Source organism: Kaustia mangrovi (assembly GCF_015482775.1).
Lineage (GTDB): Bacteria > Pseudomonadota > Alphaproteobacteria > Rhizobiales > Im1 > Kaustia > Kaustia mangrovi.
In genome coordinates this window covers 4067657-4090019 of record NZ_CP058214.1, presented here as the reverse complement: position 1 = coordinate 4090019, position 22363 = coordinate 4067657, and the positions used below count along the sequence as shown (strand labels likewise).

At 67.9% G+C, this 22363-nt stretch carries 20 protein-coding genes; 10 read left to right on the top strand and 10 right to left on the bottom strand.

Features of this window, described 5'->3' with window-relative positions:
- Positions 1-12: 12 nt before the first annotated feature.
- The 3 genes from HW532_RS19375 (at position 13) to HW532_RS19365 (ending at position 4001) form a co-directional block, all read left to right on the top strand.
- Positions 13-1290 (top strand): hydroxymethylglutaryl-CoA reductase, degradative, encoded by a 1278-nt coding sequence (locus HW532_RS19375; RefSeq protein WP_213162034.1) that lies wholly within the window; start codon positions 13-15, stop codon positions 1288-1290.
- The gene (locus tag HW532_RS19370; RefSeq protein ID WP_213162033.1) at positions 1287-2180 is read left to right on the top strand and encodes a hydroxymethylglutaryl-CoA lyase; all 894 of its coding nucleotides are present in this window, start codon (positions 1287-1289) and stop codon (positions 2178-2180) included. Before HW532_RS19375 ends, HW532_RS19370 begins: the two co-directional genes overlap by 4 nt.
- 255 nt (positions 2181-2435) lie before the next feature.
- Positions 2436-4001: a gamma-glutamyltransferase gene (locus HW532_RS19365; protein ID WP_213162032.1), complete on the top strand. Its 1566-nt coding sequence runs from the start codon at positions 2436-2438 to the stop codon at positions 3999-4001.
- On the opposite strand, the gene HW532_RS19360 is transcribed toward HW532_RS19365, so the two are convergent.
- The 7 genes from HW532_RS19360 to HW532_RS19330 all read right to left on the bottom strand — a co-directional run bounded on the left by HW532_RS19360 (position 3964) and on the right by HW532_RS19330 (position 11325).
- Positions 3964-5271, bottom strand: coding sequence for an adenylate/guanylate cyclase domain-containing protein (locus tag HW532_RS19360; protein WP_246479317.1), 1308 nt, complete (start codon positions 5269-5271; stop codon positions 3964-3966). The two genes, HW532_RS19365 and HW532_RS19360, sit on opposite strands and share 38 nt — an antisense overlap.
- A 106-nt stretch (positions 5272-5377) precedes the next feature.
- Complete coding sequence (locus HW532_RS19355; protein ID WP_213162031.1) at positions 5378-6079, bottom strand: Crp/Fnr family transcriptional regulator; 702 nt, start codon at positions 6077-6079, stop codon at positions 5378-5380.
- A 138-nt stretch (positions 6080-6217) separates the two neighbouring features.
- Complete coding sequence (locus tag HW532_RS19350) at positions 6218-7471, bottom strand: NnrS family protein (RefSeq protein WP_246479316.1); 1254 nt, start codon at positions 7469-7471, stop codon at positions 6218-6220.
- Positions 7472-7782: 311 nt separating this feature from the next.
- Positions 7783-8628: a metal ABC transporter permease gene (locus tag HW532_RS19345; RefSeq protein ID WP_213162029.1), complete on the bottom strand. Its 846-nt coding sequence runs from the start codon at positions 8626-8628 to the stop codon at positions 7783-7785.
- Positions 8625-9482 (bottom strand): metal ABC transporter permease, encoded by an 858-nt coding sequence (locus HW532_RS19340; RefSeq protein ID WP_213162028.1) that lies wholly within the window; start codon positions 9480-9482, stop codon positions 8625-8627. Before HW532_RS19340 ends, HW532_RS19345 begins: the two co-directional genes overlap by 4 nt.
- Positions 9479-10423 carry a manganese/iron ABC transporter ATP-binding protein gene (locus HW532_RS19335; protein ID WP_213162027.1) on the bottom strand — a complete coding sequence of 315 codons (945 nt, stop codon included), beginning with the start codon at positions 10421-10423 and terminating at the stop codon, positions 9479-9481. Before HW532_RS19335 ends, HW532_RS19340 begins: the two co-directional genes overlap by 4 nt.
- Positions 10420-11325 (bottom strand): metal ABC transporter substrate-binding protein, encoded by a 906-nt coding sequence (locus tag HW532_RS19330; RefSeq protein ID WP_213162026.1) that lies wholly within the window; start codon positions 11323-11325, stop codon positions 10420-10422. The genes HW532_RS19335 and HW532_RS19330 overlap by 4 nt, the downstream gene beginning before the upstream one ends.
- A 259-nt stretch (positions 11326-11584) precedes the next feature.
- Here HW532_RS19330 and HW532_RS19325 point away from each other — a divergent pair, with 259 nt between their 5' ends.
- The 3 genes from HW532_RS19325 to HW532_RS19315 are packed head-to-tail and all read left to right on the top strand — an operon-like array spanning position 11585 to position 16241.
- The gene (locus HW532_RS19325; RefSeq protein WP_213162025.1) at positions 11585-14398 is read left to right on the top strand and encodes a xanthine dehydrogenase family protein molybdopterin-binding subunit; all 2814 of its coding nucleotides are present in this window, start codon (positions 11585-11587) and stop codon (positions 14396-14398) included.
- The gene (locus HW532_RS19320; RefSeq protein ID WP_213162024.1) at positions 14395-14940 is read left to right on the top strand and encodes a (2Fe-2S)-binding protein; all 546 of its coding nucleotides are present in this window, start codon (positions 14395-14397) and stop codon (positions 14938-14940) included. Before HW532_RS19325 ends, HW532_RS19320 begins: the two co-directional genes overlap by 4 nt.
- On the top strand, positions 14940-16241 hold the full coding sequence (locus tag HW532_RS19315; RefSeq protein ID WP_213162023.1) for a cytochrome c: 1302 nt from the start codon (positions 14940-14942) through the stop codon (positions 16239-16241). Before HW532_RS19320 ends, HW532_RS19315 begins: the two co-directional genes overlap by 1 nt.
- A gap of 22 nt (positions 16242-16263) precedes the next feature.
- Here the strand turns inward: HW532_RS19315 and HW532_RS19310 are convergent, their stop codons facing one another.
- The 3 genes from HW532_RS19310 to HW532_RS19300 are packed head-to-tail and all read right to left on the bottom strand — an operon-like array spanning position 16264 to position 17988.
- Complete coding sequence (locus HW532_RS19310; RefSeq protein ID WP_213162022.1) at positions 16264-16617, bottom strand: DUF1428 domain-containing protein; 354 nt, start codon at positions 16615-16617, stop codon at positions 16264-16266.
- Between the two features lie 11 nt (positions 16618-16628).
- Positions 16629-17540, bottom strand: coding sequence for a VOC family protein (locus HW532_RS19305; protein WP_213162021.1), 912 nt, complete (start codon positions 17538-17540; stop codon positions 16629-16631).
- A 43-nt stretch (positions 17541-17583) separates the two neighbouring features.
- The gene (locus tag HW532_RS19300) at positions 17584-17988 is read right to left on the bottom strand and encodes a VOC family protein (protein WP_213162020.1); all 405 of its coding nucleotides are present in this window, start codon (positions 17986-17988) and stop codon (positions 17584-17586) included.
- 272 nt (positions 17989-18260) lie between these two features.
- Between HW532_RS19300 and HW532_RS19295 the strand changes: the two genes are divergently transcribed.
- From HW532_RS19295 to HW532_RS19280, 4 genes are read left to right on the top strand one after another with little or no spacing between them, the layout of a single operon-like run.
- Positions 18261-19679 carry an FAD-binding oxidoreductase gene (locus HW532_RS19295; RefSeq protein WP_213162019.1) on the top strand — a complete coding sequence of 473 codons (1419 nt, stop codon included), beginning with the start codon at positions 18261-18263 and terminating at the stop codon, positions 19677-19679.
- Positions 19672-20403 carry a FadR/GntR family transcriptional regulator gene (locus HW532_RS19290; protein WP_246479315.1) on the top strand — a complete coding sequence of 244 codons (732 nt, stop codon included), beginning with the start codon at positions 19672-19674 and terminating at the stop codon, positions 20401-20403. The genes HW532_RS19295 and HW532_RS19290 overlap by 8 nt, the downstream gene beginning before the upstream one ends.
- Positions 20400-21332, top strand: a complete 933-nt coding sequence (locus tag HW532_RS19285; RefSeq protein WP_246479314.1) for an amidohydrolase family protein — start codon at positions 20400-20402, stop codon at positions 21330-21332. Before HW532_RS19290 ends, HW532_RS19285 begins: the two co-directional genes overlap by 4 nt.
- Positions 21332-22354: a TRAP transporter substrate-binding protein gene (locus HW532_RS19280; protein WP_213162018.1), complete on the top strand. Its 1023-nt coding sequence runs from the start codon at positions 21332-21334 to the stop codon at positions 22352-22354. Before HW532_RS19285 ends, HW532_RS19280 begins: the two co-directional genes overlap by 1 nt.
- The last annotated feature ends 9 nt before the right edge of the window (positions 22355-22363 follow it).

The window sequence follows — 22363 nt, the reverse complement described above, 5'->3', positions numbered from 1 at the left end:
CAGGATCCCATGATGAGCGACGCGACCTCGTCCCGTATCGAAGGCCTTCACAAGATGACGCCGGACGCCCGGCTGGAGGCCGTGGCCCGCCAGGCCGGCCTCGACAACGAGATGGTGGCGAACCTGAAGGATGCCGCCAAGGGCCATATCGAGCTCGCCGACCGGCTGGTGGAGAACGCCGTCTCCGCCATGGCCATCCCCGTCGGCATCGCGACCAACATGATTGTCGACGGGCGCGACGTGCTCGTTCCCATGGCGACGGAGGAATCCTCCGTCATCGCCGCGGTCTGCAACGCCGCCAAGCGCTGCCGGCCGACGGGCGGCTTCGTCACCTCCGCAAGCGGGCCGGTCATGGCCGCCCAGATCCAGCTTCTCAGCGCGAGCGATCCGGAGAATGTCCGCCTCAAGGTCTTCGAGCGGATGGAGGAAATCCGGGAGATCTGCGACGGGACCGACCCCCTGCTCGTCAAGTTCGGGGGCGGCTTCCGCGATCTGGAGGTGCGCGTCGTGGAGACGGCGGAGGGGCCGATGACCATCGTCCACATCCTCGTCGACACGCGCGACGCGATGGGCGCCAATGCGGTCAATTCCATGGCCGAGGCGCTGGCGCCGAAGCTCGCCGAATGGACCGGCGCGCGCACGCTCCTGCGCATCCTCTCCAACCTCGCCGACCGGCGCGTGGCACGGGCCCGAGCGGTCTGGCCGCTCGACGAGATCGGCGGACCGCAGGTGCGCGACGACATGCTGTCGGCCTATCGCTTCGCCGATGCCGACCCCTATCGCGCGGCGACCCACAACAAGGGCATCATGAACGGCGTGAGCGCGGTGGTGCTGGCGACCGGCAACGACACCCGCGCCATCGAGGCCGGCGCCCATGCCTATGCCGCGCGCGACGGGCATTACCGCTCCATGTCGCGCTGGGAGATGGATGCGGACGGCAATCTCGTCGGCAGTCTGGAGATGCCCATGGCGGTCGGCCTCATCGGCGGGGCGACGAAGATCCACCCCACCGCCCAGGCGAATCTCAAGGTGCTCGGCGTGGAGACCGCCGACCGGCTCGCCCGGATCATCGTGGCGGTCGGGCTTGCCCAGAATTTCGGCGCGCTGCGTGCGCTCGCCACCACCGGCATCCAGAAGGGCCACATGGCGCTCCACGCGCAGAATGTGGCACTGATGGTCGGTGCGGTCGGCGAGGAGATCGACGCGGTGGCGAACGAGCTGAAGGCGCGGGGCGTGGTGCGTCAGGATCTCGCCGAGGACATCCTCACGAAGCTCAGGGCCGGGACATGACCGAGGCCGTCACCATCGTCGAGGTGGGCCCGCGCGACGGGCTGCAGGCCCAGCCCGGCGCAATCGCGACGGAAGCGCGGGTGCGGCTCGTCGCCCTGCTGCGCGAGGCGGGTGTCGAGCGGATGGAGATCGGCGCCTTCGTCTCGCCGTCGCGCGTGCCGCGCATGGCCGACACCGGCGACGTAATGGAGGCCACCGGATCGCGCGGCCGGCCGGGCGACATGGTGCTTGTCGCCAATGAGCGCGGCCTCGACCAGGCGCTCGATCGCGGCGCCCGGGCCATCGCGGTGTTCACCGCGGCGAGCGATGCCTTCGCGCAGAGGAATATCGGCTGCACGGTGGACGCCTCGCTCGAGCGCTTCGCCCCCATCGTGTCGCGGGCGAGAGCGGAGGGCCTCTTCGTGCGCGGCTATATCTCCACGGTCACCGACTGCCCCTATGCCGGCCCCGTCGCGCCCGCCGCCGTCGCTGAGGTCGCCCAGGCGCTCGATGCCATGGGATGCGCGGAGATCGCGCTCGGCGAGACGCTCGGCAAGGCCACGCCGAACCGGATCGCCGCCGTGATCGGGGCGGTGTCGGAGATCGTGCCGACGGACCGGATCGCCGCCCATTTCCACGATACATACGGCATGGGCGTCGCCAATGTGTACGAGGCCGTGCGCCTCGGCGTGCGCACCGTCGATGCCGCCGCGGGCGGTCTCGGCGGCTGCCCCTTCGCACCGGGAGCGGCGGGCAATGTCGCGACGGAGGACGTCGTCTACCTGCTCCACGGCCTCGGCTACCGGACCGGCATCGACCTCGACGGCATCCTCGCCGCCGCCCGGTTCTGCCAGAGCGGAATGGGCATCGCCCCGACGAGCCGCGTCTTCAAGGCACTGGGCGGGCGGTAGCGTTTGTTCGGCTCGGACTGCACCGGCCCGCTCCCCCACCCGGCCACCCATGACATGATGATCCCGTGGGTGGCCGGGTGGGGGAGTGGGCCGGTGCCGCAACAATCTGACAGAAAATGGCTCCGGTACCCGCCCCATCAGGTATCGTGCCCCCAGCCTTCCGGTCCGCCGGGAGAGTGTGCATACTGGGCGTCCTTTCCGAGGGTAGCCGCCCGGCCGCCCTCCCTATCTTCACGAAACGAGGACGGATCCGAGATGAGCAGCTTCTCCCGGTCGCAGATCGTGCGCAAACCCGAGGCCCGGTCTCAAGGCGGCATCGTCGCCGCACAGCATGCCGAGGCCGCCGAGATCGGAGCGAAGGTGCTGGAGGAGGGTGGCGACGCGCTCGACGCCGCCGTCGCGGTCTCCTTCGCCATGGGCGTTCTGGAGCCGTGGATGAGCGGGCCGGCGGGCGGTGGCGCGATGATGATCTGGCGCGCCGGGGAAGCCGAACCCCACGCCGTCCATTACGGCATGCGCTCGCCCGCGGGCCTCGATCCGGCCGACTACCCGCTCTCCGGCGAGGGCCGCGCCTCCGATCTCTTTCCCTGGAAGGCCGTGGTCGACGACCGCAATATCCAAGGCGCGACGGCCGTGGCGGTGCCGGGGCTCGTCGACGGGATCGGCATCGCCCATGCCCGTTTCGGGCGCATGCCGTGGCGCGAACTGGTCGAGCCGGCCGTGGCGCTCGCCCGGCGCGGCCTCCATGTCGACTGGTATGCCGCGCTGATGATCGCCTCGGCGACGCGCATACTGGCGAAGGATCCGGATGCGGCGGCGCTGTTCCTGGAGGACGGCCAGTGGCCGACCATCGCCGGATGGACGGCGCTTGCCGAGAAGCATCTCGACATGTCGAGGATGGCCGACACGCTCTCCGTCATCGCCGAGCGCGGCCATCGCGAGTTCTACGACGGCGAGGTCGGCGAGGCGCTGGCGCGCGATGTGCAGGCCAAGGGCGGCTCGCTCTCCTTCGGCGACCTCAACGCCTATCGCGCCGCCTTCCAGACGCCGAGAAGCCTCGCCTATCGCGGCGGCCGTCTCCATGTGACGCCGGAACTCACCGCGGGGCCGACCATCGCCGATGTCTTCTCGAGACTGGCGGCAAGCCTCACCCCCGGCGCCGCACCCGGACCGGAGGCCTTCGCCGCCTATGCCGATGCCTGCAAAGCGGCCTACGAGACGCGGCTGTCGGAGATGGGCGACAATGAGAGCCCCCATGCGCCGGCCTGCACGACCCATTTCTCCGTCGTGGACCGCGACGGCAACATGGTCGCGCTCACCCAGACGCTCCTGTCGAGCTTCGGCGCCCGCGTCGTCTCGCCCTCGACCGGCCTTCTCCTCAATAACGGCATCATGTGGTTCGATCCGGAACCGGGAAAGCCGAATTCGCTGGCGCCGAACAGGCGCTGCCTCATGAATGTCTGCCCGGTGATCGGCGAGGGCGGCGGCCGCCGCTTCGCCGTCGGCGCGTCGGGCGGGCGCAAGATCATGCCGGCGGTCGCCCAGCTCTCCTCCTTCCTGCTCGACTTCGGCATGAGCCTGGAGGAGGCCTTCCATCATCCGCGCATCGACATGAGCGGCGGCCCCGCCGTGATTGCCGACGAGACGCTCGGCGACGAGACCCTCGCCGCATTGCGGGCCCGCCACGAGGTCGCCACCACCAGGCGCACCGTCTTCCCCTTCGCCTTCGCCTGCCCCGCCGCGGTCATGCGCGACGGCGATGGCAATACGGGCGCCACGGAGATCATGTCTCCGTGGGGCGATGCGGTGGCGGAGGGCTGAACAGCGAGACGGGCTGCGCCACGCCGCGCAGGGAATGCTCGCCCATATGGTCGAGCGGGCGCTCGATATGGCGCGCGACGGGTCCTGTGACGAGAATGGGCCGGCCGAGCGACTTGGTCAGCGTCTCCACGCGGCTCGCCGCGTTCACCGCGCGTCCGATGGCCGTGAAGTCGAGGCGCTCCGGCGCACCCACATTGCCGAAGAAGACCTCTCCCTCGTGGAGCGCGATGCCGGTGCGCAGGGGCCGCCAGCCCTCGATCCGCGCAAGCGCCGCCGGCGGGACCTCGTTGAGCCGGTCGACGGCGGCGAGCGCCGCCTCCGCAGCCGACAGAGAAGCATTGGCGGCCTCCCCTGCGGTCACCAAGGCTCCATAGGGGAACCCGGCGAGGAGACCGTCTCCGATGAATTTCAGCACCTCGCCGCCATGGTCGAGCACCGCCCCCACCAGGCCCTCGAAATAGGCGTTGAGCAGCGCGATCGTATCGGAGCCGTCGAGCCGGTCGGCGAGATCGGTGAAGCCGCGCATGTCGGAGGCCCAGATGATCGCGCGCACGGGTTCGCCAGCGCCGCGCTTGATCGTGCCGTGAAGCACGCGCTTGCCCGCCTCCGCGCCGAGATAGGTGTCGAGCACATTGCCGGCGATACGGAGCACGATATGGCGCTCCACATGCAGCGCGAACAGCCTCGTGAGCCGTTGGAGTGCCGCGATCTCGCGCTCTGCGAAGCCGCCCGGCTGCCTTGTCGCGGCGGTCGCGGCATTGTGATAGGCGCCGCCCGCACGCAGCGGCACGGCGATATATTCCGTGATGCCCTGGCCGGAGAGTTCCGCCATGAGCGGATAGCGGTCCCCGATCTCCGGATCGCCTGTCTTCGCGCGGAAGGTCTCCCCGTATTCGACGACGCGGAACAGCGGGTTGCGCCGATAGGCGTCCGTCTTGAGGACCGCCTCGGACACCTTCACCTCGTCGCACAGCCCGTCGGCGCGCGACCAGTTCCACGCAAAGCCGTAGAGCTGGGGGTGGAGCGTACCGACATGCAGGCTCGCCCGGTCGACGGGCAGCCCGGCCGCCACCAGCCGCCACACGAGCCCCTCGAACAGGGCAAGCAGGTCGTCCTCGCCCATGGCGTCGGCCAGGAGCCACGCCTCGATCTCCTCCACCGTCGTCCTCTCCGGCACCGTGGCGGGGGAGCCCGTGCCGCGGCGCATGAGCGTCACGGAAGGGGGATAGCTCCGGGGCGCCGGATCGGGGGCCTGTGTCTGGATGGGCATGGGTATCCGCTCGCTCCCCTCCGCCGGTTCATGTCGTCACTGGCCGACATGTCCGCTTCTTGTTCGGCCACAACGACATCCCGGTCAACAGCGGATCGGGCGCCGTTCACCGGCGCTTCCGGCTCTGCGCGATCCGTTTCAGCCCGTCGGCATCCGTGACGACGACCCTCTGGCGCCCGCCGACCACGAGCCCCCTCTCCTCCCAGGTGCTAAGCAGGCGCGACACGGTATGGAGCGTGGTTCCCGCCATCTCGGCGATGTCCTTCCGGCTGACGGGGAAATCGATCTCGATGCCGTCCTGCGTCTTGCGGCCGGACCGCTCGGCGAGCCTGAGGACGGTGAGCGCGATACGCTGTTCGACCTGCTCGGTCGCCATCTCCATGACGCGGGCATGGCTCTCCTGCAGCCGGTCGCCGACCGTGCGGGCCGCGCAGGCGGCGAACGGGGGATAGCGCGCGGCGAAATCCGCCCACAGCGCCGATGGCCAGGCGAGCACGACGCAATCGACCGCGGCGACCGCCGTGGCCGGATAGGTCTCGCGGCCGATGGCGGGCGCGATGCCGAAAAGCTCGCCCTCGTCGATATAGCGCATGACGATCCGGTCGCCGTCGGCCGTCGAGCGGACGACGCGGATATGGCCGTTCAACAGGAGGAAGAAGGAGCGGGCCTGCGCGTCCTGCTCGAAGACCGCCCGGCCCTTCGGATAGCGCGCGGGCCGCGCCTCGGCGAGGATCCGGTCCAGATCGGGCCCCGACAGTCCCTCGAAGGGTGGCAGGTTCGCAATCAGAGATCGGTCCAGATCCGGCAAACCGGCCCCCTTCTCGTGCCTCGAGGCCCAGCCGCCATCCGCGCGGCCTTCCGTTTGCCCTTTCTACCCGTCTGTCCGTGTCAGTGCAAAAGGTGCAATGGGGTGCATGGGGCGCCGGCCCGCCCCCCGCAACCGCTTCTATCCGCGCGCGCTCTTCAGCCCGGGCCGGCACAGGATCGGGCCGTAGCGCAGAGCAAAGAGCGCGAAGGCGAGGCTCCACAAGCCCCCGCCGCCGATCAGCAGGTCCATGTAGAAGCGGTCCGCAAAGGGGGCCGCCACACGCAGGGCCGCCCCGGCGGTAACGGCGAGATAGAGCGCCGACGTCCACCCGTCCGCCGCGATGTCGCGCCCCGTATGGCCGAGGCTCGCCCGTGTCATCACCGCGAGCGTCATGGTGCCGATGGCGCCCGCCGTGAGCGCATGCAGGGCCGCGCTCGCCGGCACGGCCAGGGGCAGGAGAACCGACGCTCCGAGCAGCAGGAAGGAGAGTGCGAGCCACAGATATCCCATATGGAGGATCAAGACGATCGGCTCGTCGGCGGTGTCCAGCCCCCGCCAGCGGGCAAGCCGCGCGCACAGCAGGACGCCGGCGGCTGCGAGAAGCACGCCCGTCGCCAGCAGCTCCGGCCAGATCGCCCACATCGCCGCGGCAAGCCCCGTGGCGAGGAGCGCGGCCTTGTCGAGCCTGCCGAAGCGCGCCGGCAACCGCTCGCTGCCGTGCTTCACGAGCCAGTTGCGCGTGAAGCTCGGCACGATCCGCCCGCCGATAAGCGCGAGCAGCATCGCGATGACGGCAAGCGCCAGCCGCATCGCGCTACCCGGCGGGACGAGGCCCAGATTTTCGCCGTGATGGAGGGCGTTTGCGAGCCCGAACAGGGTCAGCATGGCGGCGATGGGCGCGTTCCGCCAGTTGCGCCCGGCGACGACCTCCACCCAGACCGCCGCCGCGAGCACCAGCGGGAAGGCGAGGTCCAGCCCCATGGCCCAGACGGGGGCGGCCACCGCCGCCATGGCGACGCGCCCCGTGGCCCAGAGCAGGACGAGCATGGCAAGCGGCCATCCGCTCAGGGGCAATCGGCCCGTCCAGTTCGGCACGGCGGTCAGGATGAACCCCGCCATGACGGCCCCGACGAAGCCGAAGAGCATTTCGTGAATATGCCAGTCGAGCGCGGCAAACGGCCCGTGAGGCACAAGGCCCCCATGGAGCATCCACAGCCACGCAGGAATGGCCAGCGCGGCATAGAGGGCGGCGGCCAGGAAGAACGGCCGGAACCCGTAATGCAGGATGGCCGGCGCGCCGCGATGGCGTCCCCGCCCGTCCCGTGCGGTCTCGCCCGCCCGCCGGCGCCTGCGCGGCACCGACCGGTCGCCCAATGCCTCCGTCTGCGTCATGGCCATTACTCCAGCACTTCAAGGTCGATAGACCGTTCCGAAACCGGATGGGGCCACCCGATTGCAGAACAGTCCCGAATTGTTGGCCTCTCGTCGAACCGCTCAAAACCCGTGGCCTGCCGCTCTGGGCTCCCGCCTTCGCGGGAGCGAGCGGGGAAGGCAGATCCTTCCGGTCCTCTTGCCGCTCATGCCCGCGCAGGCGAGCGCATCCGGACGCTGCCTGGCAAAGCCGTTCACCCTGACAACACCATGCTCTAGGCGAGATAAGCGGGCCTGTCTTTGCTCTGCCTCAAACTGGCCGAGAGGCGTGCTCAGCCGCCGCCGGCCTCGAGCCTGGCAGTACGGCGCGCGGAGACGAGGAATGCGGCGATGAAGCCCGCCGTCATCAGGAGCACGATGGTCGGCGCCGGCGCGCTGTCGATGAAGAAGCTCATATAGACGCCGAGGAACGACGCCGCGACCGCGATGGCGACTGACAGGACGAGCATGGCGGCGAAGCTTCTCGCGAGCAGGAAGGCGATGGCGCCCGGCCCGATGAGCAGCGCGATGGCGAGGATGATGCCGACCGCCTTGAGCGCGCCGACAATGGTGAGCGACAGGATCGCCAGGAGGCCGTAATGGAGCAGCCGGACGGGCAGCCCGACGGCCTTCGCCTGCGCCGGATCGAAGGCGTGCAGCAGGAAGTCGCGCCATTTGAGCGCGATGGTTCCGCCCGCGACCAGCGCGATGATGCCCGTCTCGGCGATGTCGCCCCAGTTCACGCCGAGCATGTCGCCGAACAGGATATGGTCGAGATGCACGTCCGACTGGATCTTGGTGTAGAGCACGATGCCGAGACCGAACATGGAGGAGAAGACGACCCCCATCACCGTGTCCTGCTTGATGCGGCTGTTCTCCTTCAGGAAGCCCGTCGCCAGCGCGCACACCATGCCGGCGACGAAGGCGCCGACGGCAATCGGGATCCCCGCAATATAGGCGACGACGACGCCCGGCAGCACCGCGTGCGAGATGGCGTCGCCCATGAGCGACCAGCCCTTGAGCACCAGGAAGGCGGAGAGCAGGGCGGCGGGGATCGCGACCAGCACGGAGATGACGAGCGCATTCACCATGAATTCGAACTGGAACGGCATGAGCGCGGTGTCGAGGGAGAACGTCATTTGCCGGCCTCCAGCGCTGCCGCCGCCCGGCGCCGCGCAGCCAGCATGCCATGGGTCGGCGCGAGGAAGAAGGCGACGAGGAAGACGACGGCCTGCGAGATCACGATGATCCCGCCCGTCGCACCGTCGAGGAAGTAGCTGACATAGGCGCCGACGAGGCTCGTCAGCGTGCCGATGGCCACGGCGATGGCGATCAGCCTCGGGAAGCGGTCGGTCAGGAGGTAGGCGGTGGCGCCGGGCGTGACGACCATGGCGATGACGAGGAAGGCGCCGACCGTCTGGAGGGCCGCCACCGTGCAGGCGCTCAGCAGCGTGAAGAAGACGACCTTCAGCGCCGGGACATTGATCCCCACCGAGCGGGCATGGGACTCGTCGAAGAAAGCGACCATCAGGTCCTTCCATTTCACGAGCAGGACGGCGAGCGACACGAAGCCGATAATGGCGAGCTGCAGCGTGTCGGCGGGCGTGATGGCGAGGATGTTGCCGAGCACGATGGTCTGGATGTTCACCGAAGTGGGCGAGAGCGACACCATGAACAGGCCGAGCCCGAAGAAGGAGGTGAAGATCAGGCCGATGATCGCGTCCTCCTTGAGCTTGGTGCGCTGGTTGAGGAACAGCATGGCACCCGCCGCCAGCGCGCCGGAGAAGAAGGCGCCGATGGAGAAGGGCAGCCCCAGCATGTAGGCGCCGGCAACCCCCGGTACGATGGAGTGGGAGAGCGCGTCGCCGATCAGCGACCAGCCCTTCAGCATCAGATAGGCGGAAAGGAACGCGCAGACCCCGCCGACAAGCGCGCTGACCCACATGGCATTGACCATATAGCCGTATGAGAAGGGCTCCAGCAGGACGCTCATCGGCGAGCCTCCCCGCGCCGCGCCTTGCGCGCAGGCCCGTCCGCGTCGTCCTGCCCGTCCGTCCCCTCCTGCCCGCCATAGACGACGAAGGGGCGCTCGTCGTCGGTGATGACGCTGACGGGACGCTCCCGGCCGGCCTCCGCCTCGGGGAAGACGAAATGGCGCAGCACGCCGCCGAAGGCCTTCTCCAGATTGGCCTGCGTGAAGACCTCCCCGGTCGGCCCGTAGGCGAGCACCGTGTTCTTCACCAGCACCGTGCGGTCGCAGAATTCCGGCACACTACCCAGATTGTGCGTGGAGACGAGCATCACCCTGCCCTCCTCGCGCAGGCCCTTGAGGAGCGCGATGATCGCGTCCTCCGTCTTCACGTCCACGCCGGTGAAGGGCTCGTCGAGCAGGATCACCTGCCCGTCCTGGGCCAGCGCGCGGGCGAGGAAGACGCGCTTCTTCTGACCGCCGGAGAGCTCGCCGATCTGGCGATTGCGATAGTCGGCCATGCCGACGCGCTCCAGCGCCGCCGACACCGCCTCGCGGTCGCGCGCCGTGGGGATGCGCAGCATGTTCATGTGGCCGTAGCGGCCCATCATGACGACATCCTCCACGAGCACCGGGAAGTTCCAGTCGACCTCCTCCGCCTGGGGCACATAGGCGATGAGGTTCTTCCGGAGCGCCTGGTCGACCGACTGGCCGAGCACCGAGATCGTTCCCCTGGCGACGCGGACGAAACCCATGATCGCCTTGTAGAGCGTGGACTTGCCGCTGCCGTTCACGCCGACGAGCGCGGTGATCGTGCCCCTCGGCGTGGTGAAGGTCGCATCCCTGAGCGCGGTATGCCCGTTGCGGTAGGTGACGGTGACGTTGCGGACATCGAGGCCGGAGCCGTCGCCATCGGCATCCGAGGTCCCGTCGGCAAGGGCTGAGGGAGTGCGATGGAGGTTCATCCGGACAGGCCTTTCGCAATGGTGTCGGAGGTCACCCGCAGGAGATCGAGATAGGTGGGCACGGGCCCGTCGGGCTCGCTCAGGGAGTCGACATAAAGTACGCCGCCATAACGCGCTCCGGTCTCGCGGGCGACCTGCTCGGCAGGCTTCGACGAGACGGTGCTCTCGCTGAAGATAACGGGAATATTCTCCTCGCGCATCTTGTCGATGACCTTGCGGACCTGCTGCGGCGTACCCTGCTGGTCGGCGTTGATCGGCCAGAGGAACACCTCCTTCAGGCCGAAGTCGCGCGCGAGATAGCTGAAGGCCCCCTCGCTGGTGACAAGCCAGCGCTTCTCCTGGGGGATGGCGTCGAGTTCCGCCCTGATCGGGGCGATGGTGTCGGCGATCCTCTTCTTGTAGGCCTCCGCATTCGCCCTGTAGATCTCCGCATTGTCGGGGTCGTGCTCCACGAAGGCGTCGCGGATGTTGTCGACATAGATCAGGGCGGTGTCGGGCGACATCCAGGCATGGGGGTTGGGCTTGCCCGAATAGGGCCCGTCGACGATGCTCATCGGCTCCACGCCGTCGGAGACGACCACGCCGGGAACATCCCTCAGATTGTGGAAGAACTTCTCGAACCAGAGCTCCAGGTTGAGCCCGTTCCAGAAGATGAGCTGGGCGTCCTGGGCCTTCAGGATATCGCCCGGTGTGGGCTGGTAATTGTGGATCTCCGCGCCCGGCTTCGTGATCGACTCCACGATGGCCGCGTCGCCCGCCACGTTGCGCGCCATATCCGCGATGACGGTGAAGGTCGTCACGGCCTTGAAGCTGTCCCCGGCAAGCGACGGCCCGGCCATGAGGCCGAGCCCTGCGACTGCGACGAAACCTGCGATGAATGTACGTCTGGCGCGGCTGAACATCCAATCCCTCTCTCTGCGTTCCCTCAGTTGCGAACCGTTCGCAACACATGGCACAGCCCAAGGTCGAATGCAACTCATTTGCAATAACGAACGCGGATCCGGCATCGGATGGCCCCGGACAGCCGCCCGACCCGAGGCCCCGCTGTGCACGGTTGCGTTCCATAACATCGGCAATCATTGGCTTTGCACAGTTGTTGAGCTAGAGTAATTCGAGTGTCCCGCCTCCCGATCCTCCTCCCCCCTCAGGAGATTCGACGCGATGGCTACTCACATTAGCCGGAGGCATTTTCTCAAGGCCGGCATGGCGACCGGCGTTGCGGTCAATGTCACTTTTCTCCCGCCGGAAACCGAGGCACGGCTGGTCGAGACGCCGCCGCGGCCCGGGCCCGACTGGCTCGACGAGGCCGGCCAGCCGCGCTACCGGCTCGACGCCATCGCCAAGGTGACCGGCGAGAAGACCTTCTCTCGCGACTACCGCGCCCGGAACCTCGAGGGCTGGCCGAAGGAGCAGTCGCACGCCTTCCTGATCCACGCGACGAAGGCCGACCGGACCTTCGAGGGTATCGACCTCTCCATGCTCGGCGAGGATCTCAAGCCGGACCGTCTCGTCCTGCACGAGGACCTTGTTGCCGACGGCATAACCGTGCCGCATCCCGATTTCTTCGGCGACGTCTTCCTGGTGCCGAAGGGCGAGACCCCAAGGCTGCTCGGCCAGCCGGTGGCGCTGCTCATCTATCGCGACTTCGCCCGCTTCGACGCCGCCAAGCGGCGTGTGCGGTTCGACGACACGGTGGTGCGCTACGGCGAGAGGACCGCCTACAACACGCCCGCCAATTACGGCGCCTCGCGCTATGTGCGTATCGGCGGCGACACGCCCGACGCGCCCGACCGCTACTCCCCGCTCAAGGAGAAGGTGGTCTACGGCAAGTTCTCCGGCAACGACGTCGAATGGCCATCGCCCGACGAGAGCGCAGCCATGGCGGCGGCCGCCGAAATCGAGGAGGAAATCGCCGGGGCCGGCGATGACGCTCTGGTCCTCAATCAGACCTATTTCTCCCAATCCATCGACGCCTCCGCCATGGAGGCCGACAACGGCAATGTCTGGTACGACGAGACCTCCGGCGCGCTGCATCTGATGATGGCCACCCAGTCGCCATACGAGATCGCGCAGGTCTCCGCCGAACTCGTCCAGGCCTCTCAATTCCGGTTGAGCGCGGTCGACCTCAAGGTCGGCTACACGGTGGGTTACGGGACGAAGGACCACAACATCTTCCCGTTCTTCTGCGTCGTCGCGGCGCTTTATGGCGAGGGCCGGCCGGTAAGGCTCGCAAACGACCGCTACGAGCAGTTCCAGACCGGCCTCAAACGCCACGCCTTCTGGATGGACAACACCCTCGTGGTCGACCGCGAAACCGGCAAGTTCCGCGCCATGACCGGGCACTTCAAATGCGACGGCGGGGGCCGGGCCAACTTCTCCTTCCCCGTCTCCTCCGTCGGCGCGACGGCGACGCAGTCGATCTACTACCTGCCGAAGAGCGATTTCTCCGCCGCGGCACTCGCCTCGCGCGCGGTGGAGGCGGGCTCGACGCGCGGATACGGCACGCTCCAGTCCATGTCGGCGACGGAGATGATGGTCGACGAGGCCGCCGAGCTGATCGGCATGGACCCCATCGATCTCAGGCTCGCCAATGTCTTCAAGTCGGGCATGAAGAACACGCAGGGCGCGATCCCCGGCGGCGCCTTGCGCAACGAGGAGATCCTTCACAAGGCGAAGGCCCATCCGCTCTGGGCCGACCGCCACAAGAAGAAGGCGGAATACGAGGCCGCCCATCCCGGCAAGCGCTACGGTGTCGGTTACGGCCATGTGCAGAAGGACTACGGCACCGGCGCGGAGGCCGCCGCCGCCTCGCTGGAGGTGACGCCCGACGGGCATATCTCGTTTGCCCATGTCGCCCACGAGATGGGGCCGGGGGTGACCACCTCGCAGGCCATCATGGTCGGCGACATTCTCGGCCGCGTGCCGGACGAGACGGCCTTCGGCGTCGTCGACTGGCCGCAAATGCCGCTCCAGACGACCGACGAGCCCTATACGATGAGCCAGGAGGAGGAGGACAAGCGCAAGCAGAACGCGCGCTGGACGCCGCGCTTCACCTCCCCCATGAGCGCCACCAACAGCGTCTACTATCTCGGCCATGCGACGCGGGAGGCCGCCCGCACCCTCCTCGACGTGATGGTCTGGCCGGCGGCGCGCTCGCTGTGGTCGCGCGGCATCGGCGGCGGCGCCATGGCGCCCTACGACGTGCGCCGCGACGAACTGAGGCTCGAGCGCGGCATGGTGAATGCCGGCGGGCTGCCGCCGCTCACCTTCGAGCAGGTCGCGGCGGAGGCGCACCGGCTGGGCCTCGTCACCGGCGTCACGGTGCACACCTTCAATCGCTGGCAATGGGCGGATGCGGAGTTCGACGTGCCCGGCACCGGCTATCTCTATGGCGCGATCGACGCGCTCGCGGTCAAATACGGCGATGGCGCGCCGGCCGACCGCAAGGCGCTGATGACGACGGGCGGCTGGCATTTCGTCGAGCGCGTCTCCGTCTTCTACCCGCCGGTCCAGCGCAACAATGCCGCCGTCACCTATTACGCGCCGGTCGCCACGCTCGCCGAGATCGCGGTCGACATGGGGTCGGGCAAGGTGGAGCTCCTCACCCACCATTCGATCATGGAATGCGGCCGGCAGGTGGTGCCCGACCTCGTCTCCGGCCAGCTCCAGGGCGGGCTTGCCATGGGCATAGGCCACGCTCTCCATGAATATCTGCCGCTCTATGAGGACGGCCCCGGCGACGGCACCTGGAACTGGAACCGATACACGCTTCCGCGCGCCCGGGACGTCGCGGTGTGGACCCAGACCGCGGAGGTTCTGGAGCCGCTCTCCGATAGCGACGCGCCCAAGGGTATCGCGGAGGTGGTGATGATCGCCGTCGTGCCGGCCATCGCCAATGCCGTCGCGCATGCCACGGGTAAGCGCTTCCACGCGCTGCCGATCACGCCGGAGAAGATCCTGGAGGCGCTCTCATGACGCTCGCCACCAAGCCCCTGTCGCTCACCGTCAACGGCCGCGCGGTCGGGCCGGTGGACGTGCCGGAAGGCATGATGATGCAGGGCTTCCTGCACGAGTATCTCAACCTCACCGGCGCGCGCATGGGCTGCGGCCAGGGCATCTGCCACGCCTGCACGGTGATCGTCGAGCACGAGGACGGCACGCTGCAGGAGATGCGAACCTGCATCACCGGGGCGCACTGGTTCGCGGGGCGCACGGTGCGCACCATCGAAGGGATTGCCGAGCGCGATGGCGACGGCACGATCACCGCGCTCTCGCCCGTTCAGGAGGCCTATATAAGGCATTTCTCCTTCCAGTGCGGCTATTGCACGCCGGGCTTCGTGATCGGCGCGAGCGTGCTGATCGACCGGCTGAAGCGCGAACCCGTGGCACGCGAGGATCTGGAGCAGACGATCACCGAAGCGCTCGACAAGCATATCTGCCGCTGCACCGGCTATGTCCGCTACTACGAGGCGGTGCGCGAGGTCATCCTCGACACGCCGGGCCTGGTGACCGGCTGATGAGACTGCGCACCCTTCTCCTCGGCCTCGTCGGCCTTGCCGCCGTCTGTGCCATCGCCGCCGGCGCCGTCTTCCTCGGCGCCTTCCAGACGAGCGCGGTGTCCGCCGATATCGACGAGCCGCTCACGCAGGACGAGATGGCCGCGCTCGCCGAGCGCGGGGCCTATGTCACCACGCTCGCCGACTGCTATGCCTGCCACACCGCGCCGGGCGGCGCGCCCTGGGCCGGCGGCCTTCCCTTCAAGACACCCTTCGGCACCATCTACTCGACCAACATCTCGCCGGACGAGGAGCATGGCATCGGAGGGTGGAGCCGCGCCGATTTCCACCGCTCCTTGCGCGACGGAGTGGCGAAGGGCGGCGTCCATCTCTACCCGGCCATGCCCTACGCCTCCTACCGGAAGATGACGCCGGAGGATATCGACGCGGTCTATGCCTACCTCATGACGCGCGCGCCCATGCCGGTCGCGAACCGGGAGAACGATCTCGCCTTCCCGTTCAACATCCGACAGACGCTTACCTTCTGGAACCTTCTCAACCTGCCGTCGGAGGGAACGGTCGCGTCCGACCCGGACCGGTCCGATCTCTGGAACCGGGGCCGCTATATCGTCGACGCGCTCGCCCATTGCGGCGAGTGCCATACCCCGCGCAACGCCATGCAGGGCATGGAGGAGAGCGAATATCTGAAAGGTGCGGTGATGGAAGGTGTCGAGGCGCCCGACATCACCAAGGAGGGTCTCACCCGCATGGGCTTCGACGCTCCCCTGCTCGCGCGCTTCATGCAGACCGGGCTGTCCGCGCAAGGCTCTATGACGGACCGGATGTTCGAGGTCGTCCACTTCTCCACGCAATACATGAACGAGGACGATCTCGACGCGATGGCGGCCTATCTCTTCGATCTCGACGCCATGCCGGAGGAGCCAGCCGCGCCGCCCGCGCCGAGCCCTGTGGAGGTCTCCCCCGAGCTCGCCCAGACGGCGCGCGCGACCTATCTCAATCTCTGTTCCGGCTGCCACGGGGCGGAGGGCAAGGGCATTCCCAATGTCGCGGTGCCGCTCGCGACCAATGCCTCGCTCAGGCTTGAGAGCCCGCGCAACTTTCTCCAGACGGTGCTCCACGGCATCCCGGCCCTCGACTTCCCCGGCCTTGCGCGCATGCAGCCCATGCCGGGCTTTGCCGGCGAGCTCGACGACGAGGCCGTCGCCGACCTTGCCAACTGGATGCGCGCCCGGTGGGGCGGCCAGGAGCCGGACGTCACAGCGGAGGATGTCGCGAACATGCGCCGGCGGGCCGGAGAGTGAGATCCGGCCCCGCCGGACGGCGTCACATGTCGACGATCACCTCGAACCCGCCATAGATCATGCGCTTGCCGTCGAACGGCATCGGGTTCGCGTCGGGCTGGAGGCGCGGGTCTTCCATCACCTTCGCCATGCCCGCATCGCGCACCTCGCGCGAGGGCCAGAGGATCCAGGCGAAGACGACCGTCTCGTCCTCCTTGCACTTCACCGACATGGGGAAGGAGGTCACCTCGCCATCGGGCACGTCGTCGCCCCAGCATTCCACCATCTTCAGCGCGCCGTGCTCCTTGAAGACAGCACCCGCCTCCTCGGCATGCTTGCGGTAGACCTCGCGATTCGCCGTGGGAACCGCTGCCACGAAACCATCCACATAAGCCATCGTTTCTCTCCCTATCGGCCTTCGAAGGCCCGTTCCAATGTTGCGATGTCGAACTTCTTCATCTGGAGGAAGGCGTCCGTCACACGGCTCGCCTTCCCGCGGTCGGCGTCGCCCAGCATGGTGGACAGCACGCGCGGCACGATCTGCCACGACACGCCGAACCGGTCCTTCAGCCAGCCGCAGCGCTGGGCCTGCGGGTCGCCCCCCTCCGCGAGACCGTCCCACAGCCGGTCGATCTCGGCCTGCGTGTCGCAGAGCACCTGTAGCGAGATCGCCTCGGTGAAGGTGAACCGGTGGTCATGCGCGCTGTCCATGATCCGGGCCTCCTGCCCGCCGAGCGAGAAGACGGCGTGCTTGACGGTGCCTTCCGCATCGGGCCCCTCGCCCGCCGCGTAGCGGTCGACGCTCTCGACCCGCGACTGTGGGAACAGCGACATGTAGAGGGTCATCGCCTCCTCCGCCCGGCCGCACTGGTCTCCGACGAAGAGGAGGCAGGGCGCGAGCTTGTCGGTGCGGGGGACGGAATTGATCTGCCATGTGACGCCAAAGCGGTCCGCCACCCATCCATAGGCGGGGCTGAACGGGTAGCGGTCGAACGGCATCAGCTCCGTCCCGCCTTCGCCGAGCCTGTCGAACAATGCCCGCGCCTCCTCCTCGCCCGAACAGTTGACGAAGAAGGAGAGTGCCGGCGTAAAGGAGAAGAGCGGCCCGCCATTGAGCGCGACGAAGCCCTGGCCGGCGACCTCGAAGCCCGCCGTCATAACGGAGCCCTCGGGCCGGCCGGCCATGCCCGCCGACTCCGCCGTATAGTGCGTAAGCGAGCCGATCTGGCCGTCGCCGAAGGCGGAGACGTAGAATTCCGCGGCCTCCTCCGCCTCGCTGTCGAACCACAGGAATGGTGTGAGAGTTCGGGATTTGCTCATGGATCCGCTCGTCCTGCGGTCAAGATCGTGAAAGAGTGGCGGGCTATTGCGGGAGCTGGGCGGGATCCATCCAGAAGACCTCCCAGATGTGACCGTCGGGATCCTCGAACGACCGGCCGTACATGAAGCCGTGATCCTCCGTCTCGCGCTGCTCCTTGCCGCCCGCGGCCAGCGCCTTCTCGAAGAGCGCGTCGACACGCTCCCGGCTCTCCACCCGAAGGGCCAGGAGCACCTCCGTCGTGGCGTGGGCGTCGGCGACGTCCTTCTTGGTGAAGCGGCGCAGGCTCTCCGGCGTGTGCAGCATGGCGTAGATCGTGTCGGAGATGACGAGCGCCGCCGCCTCGTCATTGGTGAAGGCCTCGTTGAAGGAGAATCCGAGTCCCTCGAAGAAACGCTTCGAACGGTCGAGATCGGCAACCGGAAGATTGACAAAGATGGCTTGCGGCAAGAGGGCGCTCCCTAGGTTGGCGTGATTTTGTCGAAAAGACTGCCTCGTCGATCTGGCGAAACGGCGGCAGCCGCCGCCGGATGCGTTCCGTATTTAGGTTGATATCAATCTATCTTGATTGTGTCAAACATCCTTTTCTCGATTCCGCGGACAACCGGGAGCCCATGGGAAAACCCGCCAGCCTGCGGAGCCGAACCGGCGGGAAACCGTGTGCTCCATCGTCCGCAATTCCAGTTGTCAGACATCTGATGTCATGCTACCGAGCCCACACGATGGCACAGACGACGCTCGACGAACTGAGACAGCTCCTCACCCCGCGCGGCGTGATCTGCGGCGCGGACGAGACGGCCCGCTATCTTCAGGACTGGCGCGGCATCTTCCGCGGCCAGGCGCTCGCCGTGCTCAGGCCGGGTTCGGCCGGGGAGGTCGCCGGCGCGCTCGCCATCTGCCAGCGGGCGGGAATCGCCGTCGTGCCGCAAGGCGGCAATACCGGCATGGTCGGCGGCAGCGTGCCCTCCACCGACGCGCCCACGGCGCTCCTCAGCCTGGAGCGCCTCGACGCAATCCGCGAGATCGACACGATCGACGACACGATGACGGTGGAGGCGGGCTGCATCCTCGCCGACATCCAGGCTGCCGCGCGCGAGGCCGACCGCCTCTTCCCCTTAAGCCTCGGCGCGGAGGGAAGCTGCCGCATTGGCGGCAATATCGCCACCAATGCCGGCGGCGTGCATGTGCTGCGCTACGGCATGACGCGCGACCTCGTCATGGGGCTCGAGGTCGCCCTGCCCGACGGCACGCTGTGGAACGGCCTGCGCCGGCTGCGCAAGGACAATACGGGTTACGATCTCAAGCAGCTCTTCATCGGGTCCGAAGGCACGCTCGGTGTCGTCACCGCCGCGGTCGTCAAGCTCTTCCCGCGCCCGCGCGAGCATGTGGTGGCGCTGCTCGCCATCCCCGAGCCTGCCGCCGCGCTGACGATTCTCGGCCGGTTGCGCCAGGCCACCGGCGACCGGGTGGCCGCCATCGAGCTCATGATGCGGGTCGGCATCGACATCTCCATCCGCCATGTGCCGGGCGCGCGCGATCCGCTTGAGGCCCCCTACCCGGCCTATCTGCTCGTGGAGCTCGCCACGCCGCGCGCCGACGAAGGGCTCGCCGCCCTGTTCGAGGGCCTCCTTCCCGAGCTCATGGAGGCCGGTCTCGTGCTCGACGGCACCATCGCCGCCAACGAGGCGCAGGCGGAGAGCCTCTGGGCCCTCAGGGAGGGCATCACGGAGGGGCTCCAGCACGAGGGCATCCAGCTCAAGCACGATGTCAGCGTGCCGGTGAGCCGGATCCCGGCCTTCCTCGCCGCCGCCGACGAGGCGGTCGCCCGGGTGAGCGAGGCTGTGAGGATCGTGGCCTTCGGCCATGTGGGCGACGGCAATGTCCACTACAATCTGATCCTGCCCGCGAGGCTCGACGCGGCGGGAACGGAGGCGCTGCGCGAGCCCCTCACCCATGCCGTCTACGACACGGTCTCCGCCTTCGATGGCAGCATCAGCGCCGAGCACGGTCTCGGCCAGCTCAAGGCTCGCGAGATCGCCCGCTACAAGACCCCGCTGGAGCTCGCCCTCATGCGCCGCATCAAGCAGGCGCTCGACCCGGACGGGCTGATGAACCCCGGAAAGGTGTTCGCCGATGGCTGAGAAGGAGGCGATGGCGGAAGGGTTCTCCCCGGTCGAACGCCCGGCGAGGCTGTCCGACGAGATCGCGCGCCGCATCGCCGAGCGGATCGCGTCGCGTGCGCTCGCTCCGGGCGACCGCCTGCCGACGGAGGCCGAGCTCTGCCAGGCCTTCGGCGTGAGCCGCGCGGTGGTGCGCGAGGCGGTCGCGCGACTCCGGACCGACGGGCTGGTGGAAACCCAGCGCGGCGTCGGCGCCTTCGTCTCGCATTCGCCGGAATTGTCCGTGTTCCGGCTGGAGGCGGAACGGGCGAGCCCCGCGGAACTGCGACAGATCTTCGAGCTGCGCACCGATGTGGAGGCGGGCGCGGCCGCGCTCGCCGCGGCCAGGTGTACCGAAGCCCAGCTGGAGGCCATGCGCACCGCCCTGTCCGCCATGGCGAAGGCCGTCAGCGAGGGAGAGAACGGCACGGCCGCCGATGTCTCCTTCCATATCGCCATCGCGGAGGCCACCGACAATCCGATCTATCGCGATTTCCTGCGCTTCCTCGCCCATCGCCTGGAGCAGGCGATCGGCACGGCGCGGCGCAATTCCGCCACCCATCAGGGCTGGAGCGAGCGCGTCCAGATCGAGCATGAGGCGATCTTCGAGGCGATAGCCGCACGCGATCCCGAGGCCGCCCGGACCGCGGCCAAGGCCCATATCATCAACGCCGCCCACAGGCTGGGCATAAGGAGCAGGACGTGACCGAGACCCGCGACATCCCCGTCTGCCAGCCCTTCGATCCCGATCCGCGCCCGGCACGCTTCGCCCCGCCGAAGGGCGCCGTCGACACCCACTTCCACGTCTTCGGGCCGGCAGACCGCTATGCCTATGTGCCCGACCGCACCTACACCCCGCCCGAGGCGCCGCTTTCAGCCTACGAGCACATGCTCGACACGCTCGGCATATCGCGCGCGGTCATCATCCACCCGAGCGTCTACGGCACCGACAACAGCGCCTCGCTCGACGCCATGCGCGAAACCAGGCTCGACATGCGCGGCATCGCGGTGGTCGACGACACGGTCTCCGACGCGGAGCTGCGCGCCATGGACGAGCAGGGCATGCGCGGCGTGCGCGTGAACCTCCTGTTCGGCGGCGGCGTCGCCTTCGAGGCGGCCGAACGCATGGCCCGCCGGATCGCCGATCTCGGCTGGCATCTCCAGCTCCTGATCGACATATCGGCGTTCGATGAGCTGGAAACGCGGCTGAAGCGCCTGCCGGTCGACACGGTCATCGACCATATCGGCCACATGTCCACGGCGAAGGGCGTGGATCACCCGGCCTTCGCGACTCTCATGAGGCTCGTCGACACCGGCCGGACCTGGGTGAAGCTCTCAGGCGCCTACCGCATCACGGCAGAGCGCGAGGCGCCCTATCGCGACGCCGAACCCTTCGCCAGGGCGCTGATCGACTACAATCCGGAACGGATGGTGTGGGCGACCGACTGGCCCCACCCCTTCGTTCAGATCCCCATGCCCAATGACGGCGCGCTGCTCGACATGCTCGCCGACTGGGCGCCCGACGAGGCGGTCCGCAACCGCATCCTCGTCGACAACCCCGCCAGGCTCTACGGATTTTCCGAGGTGCAGGAGAGCCGGCCGACCCCCGTCAACGTCCATAAGGGAGGACAATGATGACACTGTTCAAGACAAGCCGCCGCGCGCTGCTCGGCCTCGGCATCGCCGTCTCCGCCGCTGCCGCACTGGGCTTCGGCACGACCCCGGCCCGGGCCGAGACCACGCTCAAGATCGGCTGGACCACCTCCGATGGCGAGAAGGACCCCTATGCCATCACCGCGCGCCAGTTCGCCAAGGCGCTCGAGGAGGTCGCGCCGGGCGCGTTTGAGGTAAAATATTACCCCAACCGCCAGCTTGGCGACGAAAAGGAAATGCTGGAGGGCCTGTCCTTCGGCACGCTCGATGTCGGCGTCATCACCAATGCGGTGATCGCCAATGTCGCTCCTTCCTTCCAGCTCAACGACATGCCGTTCCTCTATTCGAGCGAGGAGCAGGCCCATGAGGTGCTCGACGGCGAGGTCGGCCAGAAGCTCCTGTCGGATCTGGAAGCCAAGAAGATCATCGGGCTGGGCTTCGCCGAGGGCGGATTCCGCCACATGATCAACAATGTCCGGCCCGTGACCGAGCCCGCCGACGTGGAGGGCGTGAAGTACCGGGTGATGCAGAACCCGATCTATATCGAGATGTTCAAGTCGCTCGGCGGCAATGCCGTTCCCATGGCCTGGGGCGAGGTCTACACCGCCGTGCAGCAGGGCACGATCGACGGGCTGGAGATCCCGGTCGCGGTGATCGAGTCCAACAAGTATCCGGAGGTCACACAGTATCTCTCGCTGACCAAGCACACCTATTCCGCGCTCGGCCTCCTGATGTCGGCCAAGACCTGGAACACGCTGTCCGAAGACGAGCAGAAGGCCGTGCGCAAGGCCGCGTCCATGGCGATTGAGGCCGAACGCGAGATCGCCGCGAACAACGTCAAGGAGCTCATCGGGCAGATCGAATCGGAAGGCATGAAGGTCAACGAGGTCGAGGACGTCGCCGCTTTCCGCGCCAAGGTGAAGCCGGTCTACGACCAGTTCCGCGACCAGATCGGCGCGGATGTGCTCGACAAGACGCTCAAACAGGTCGGCGGCGGCAGCTGAACCTGTCGC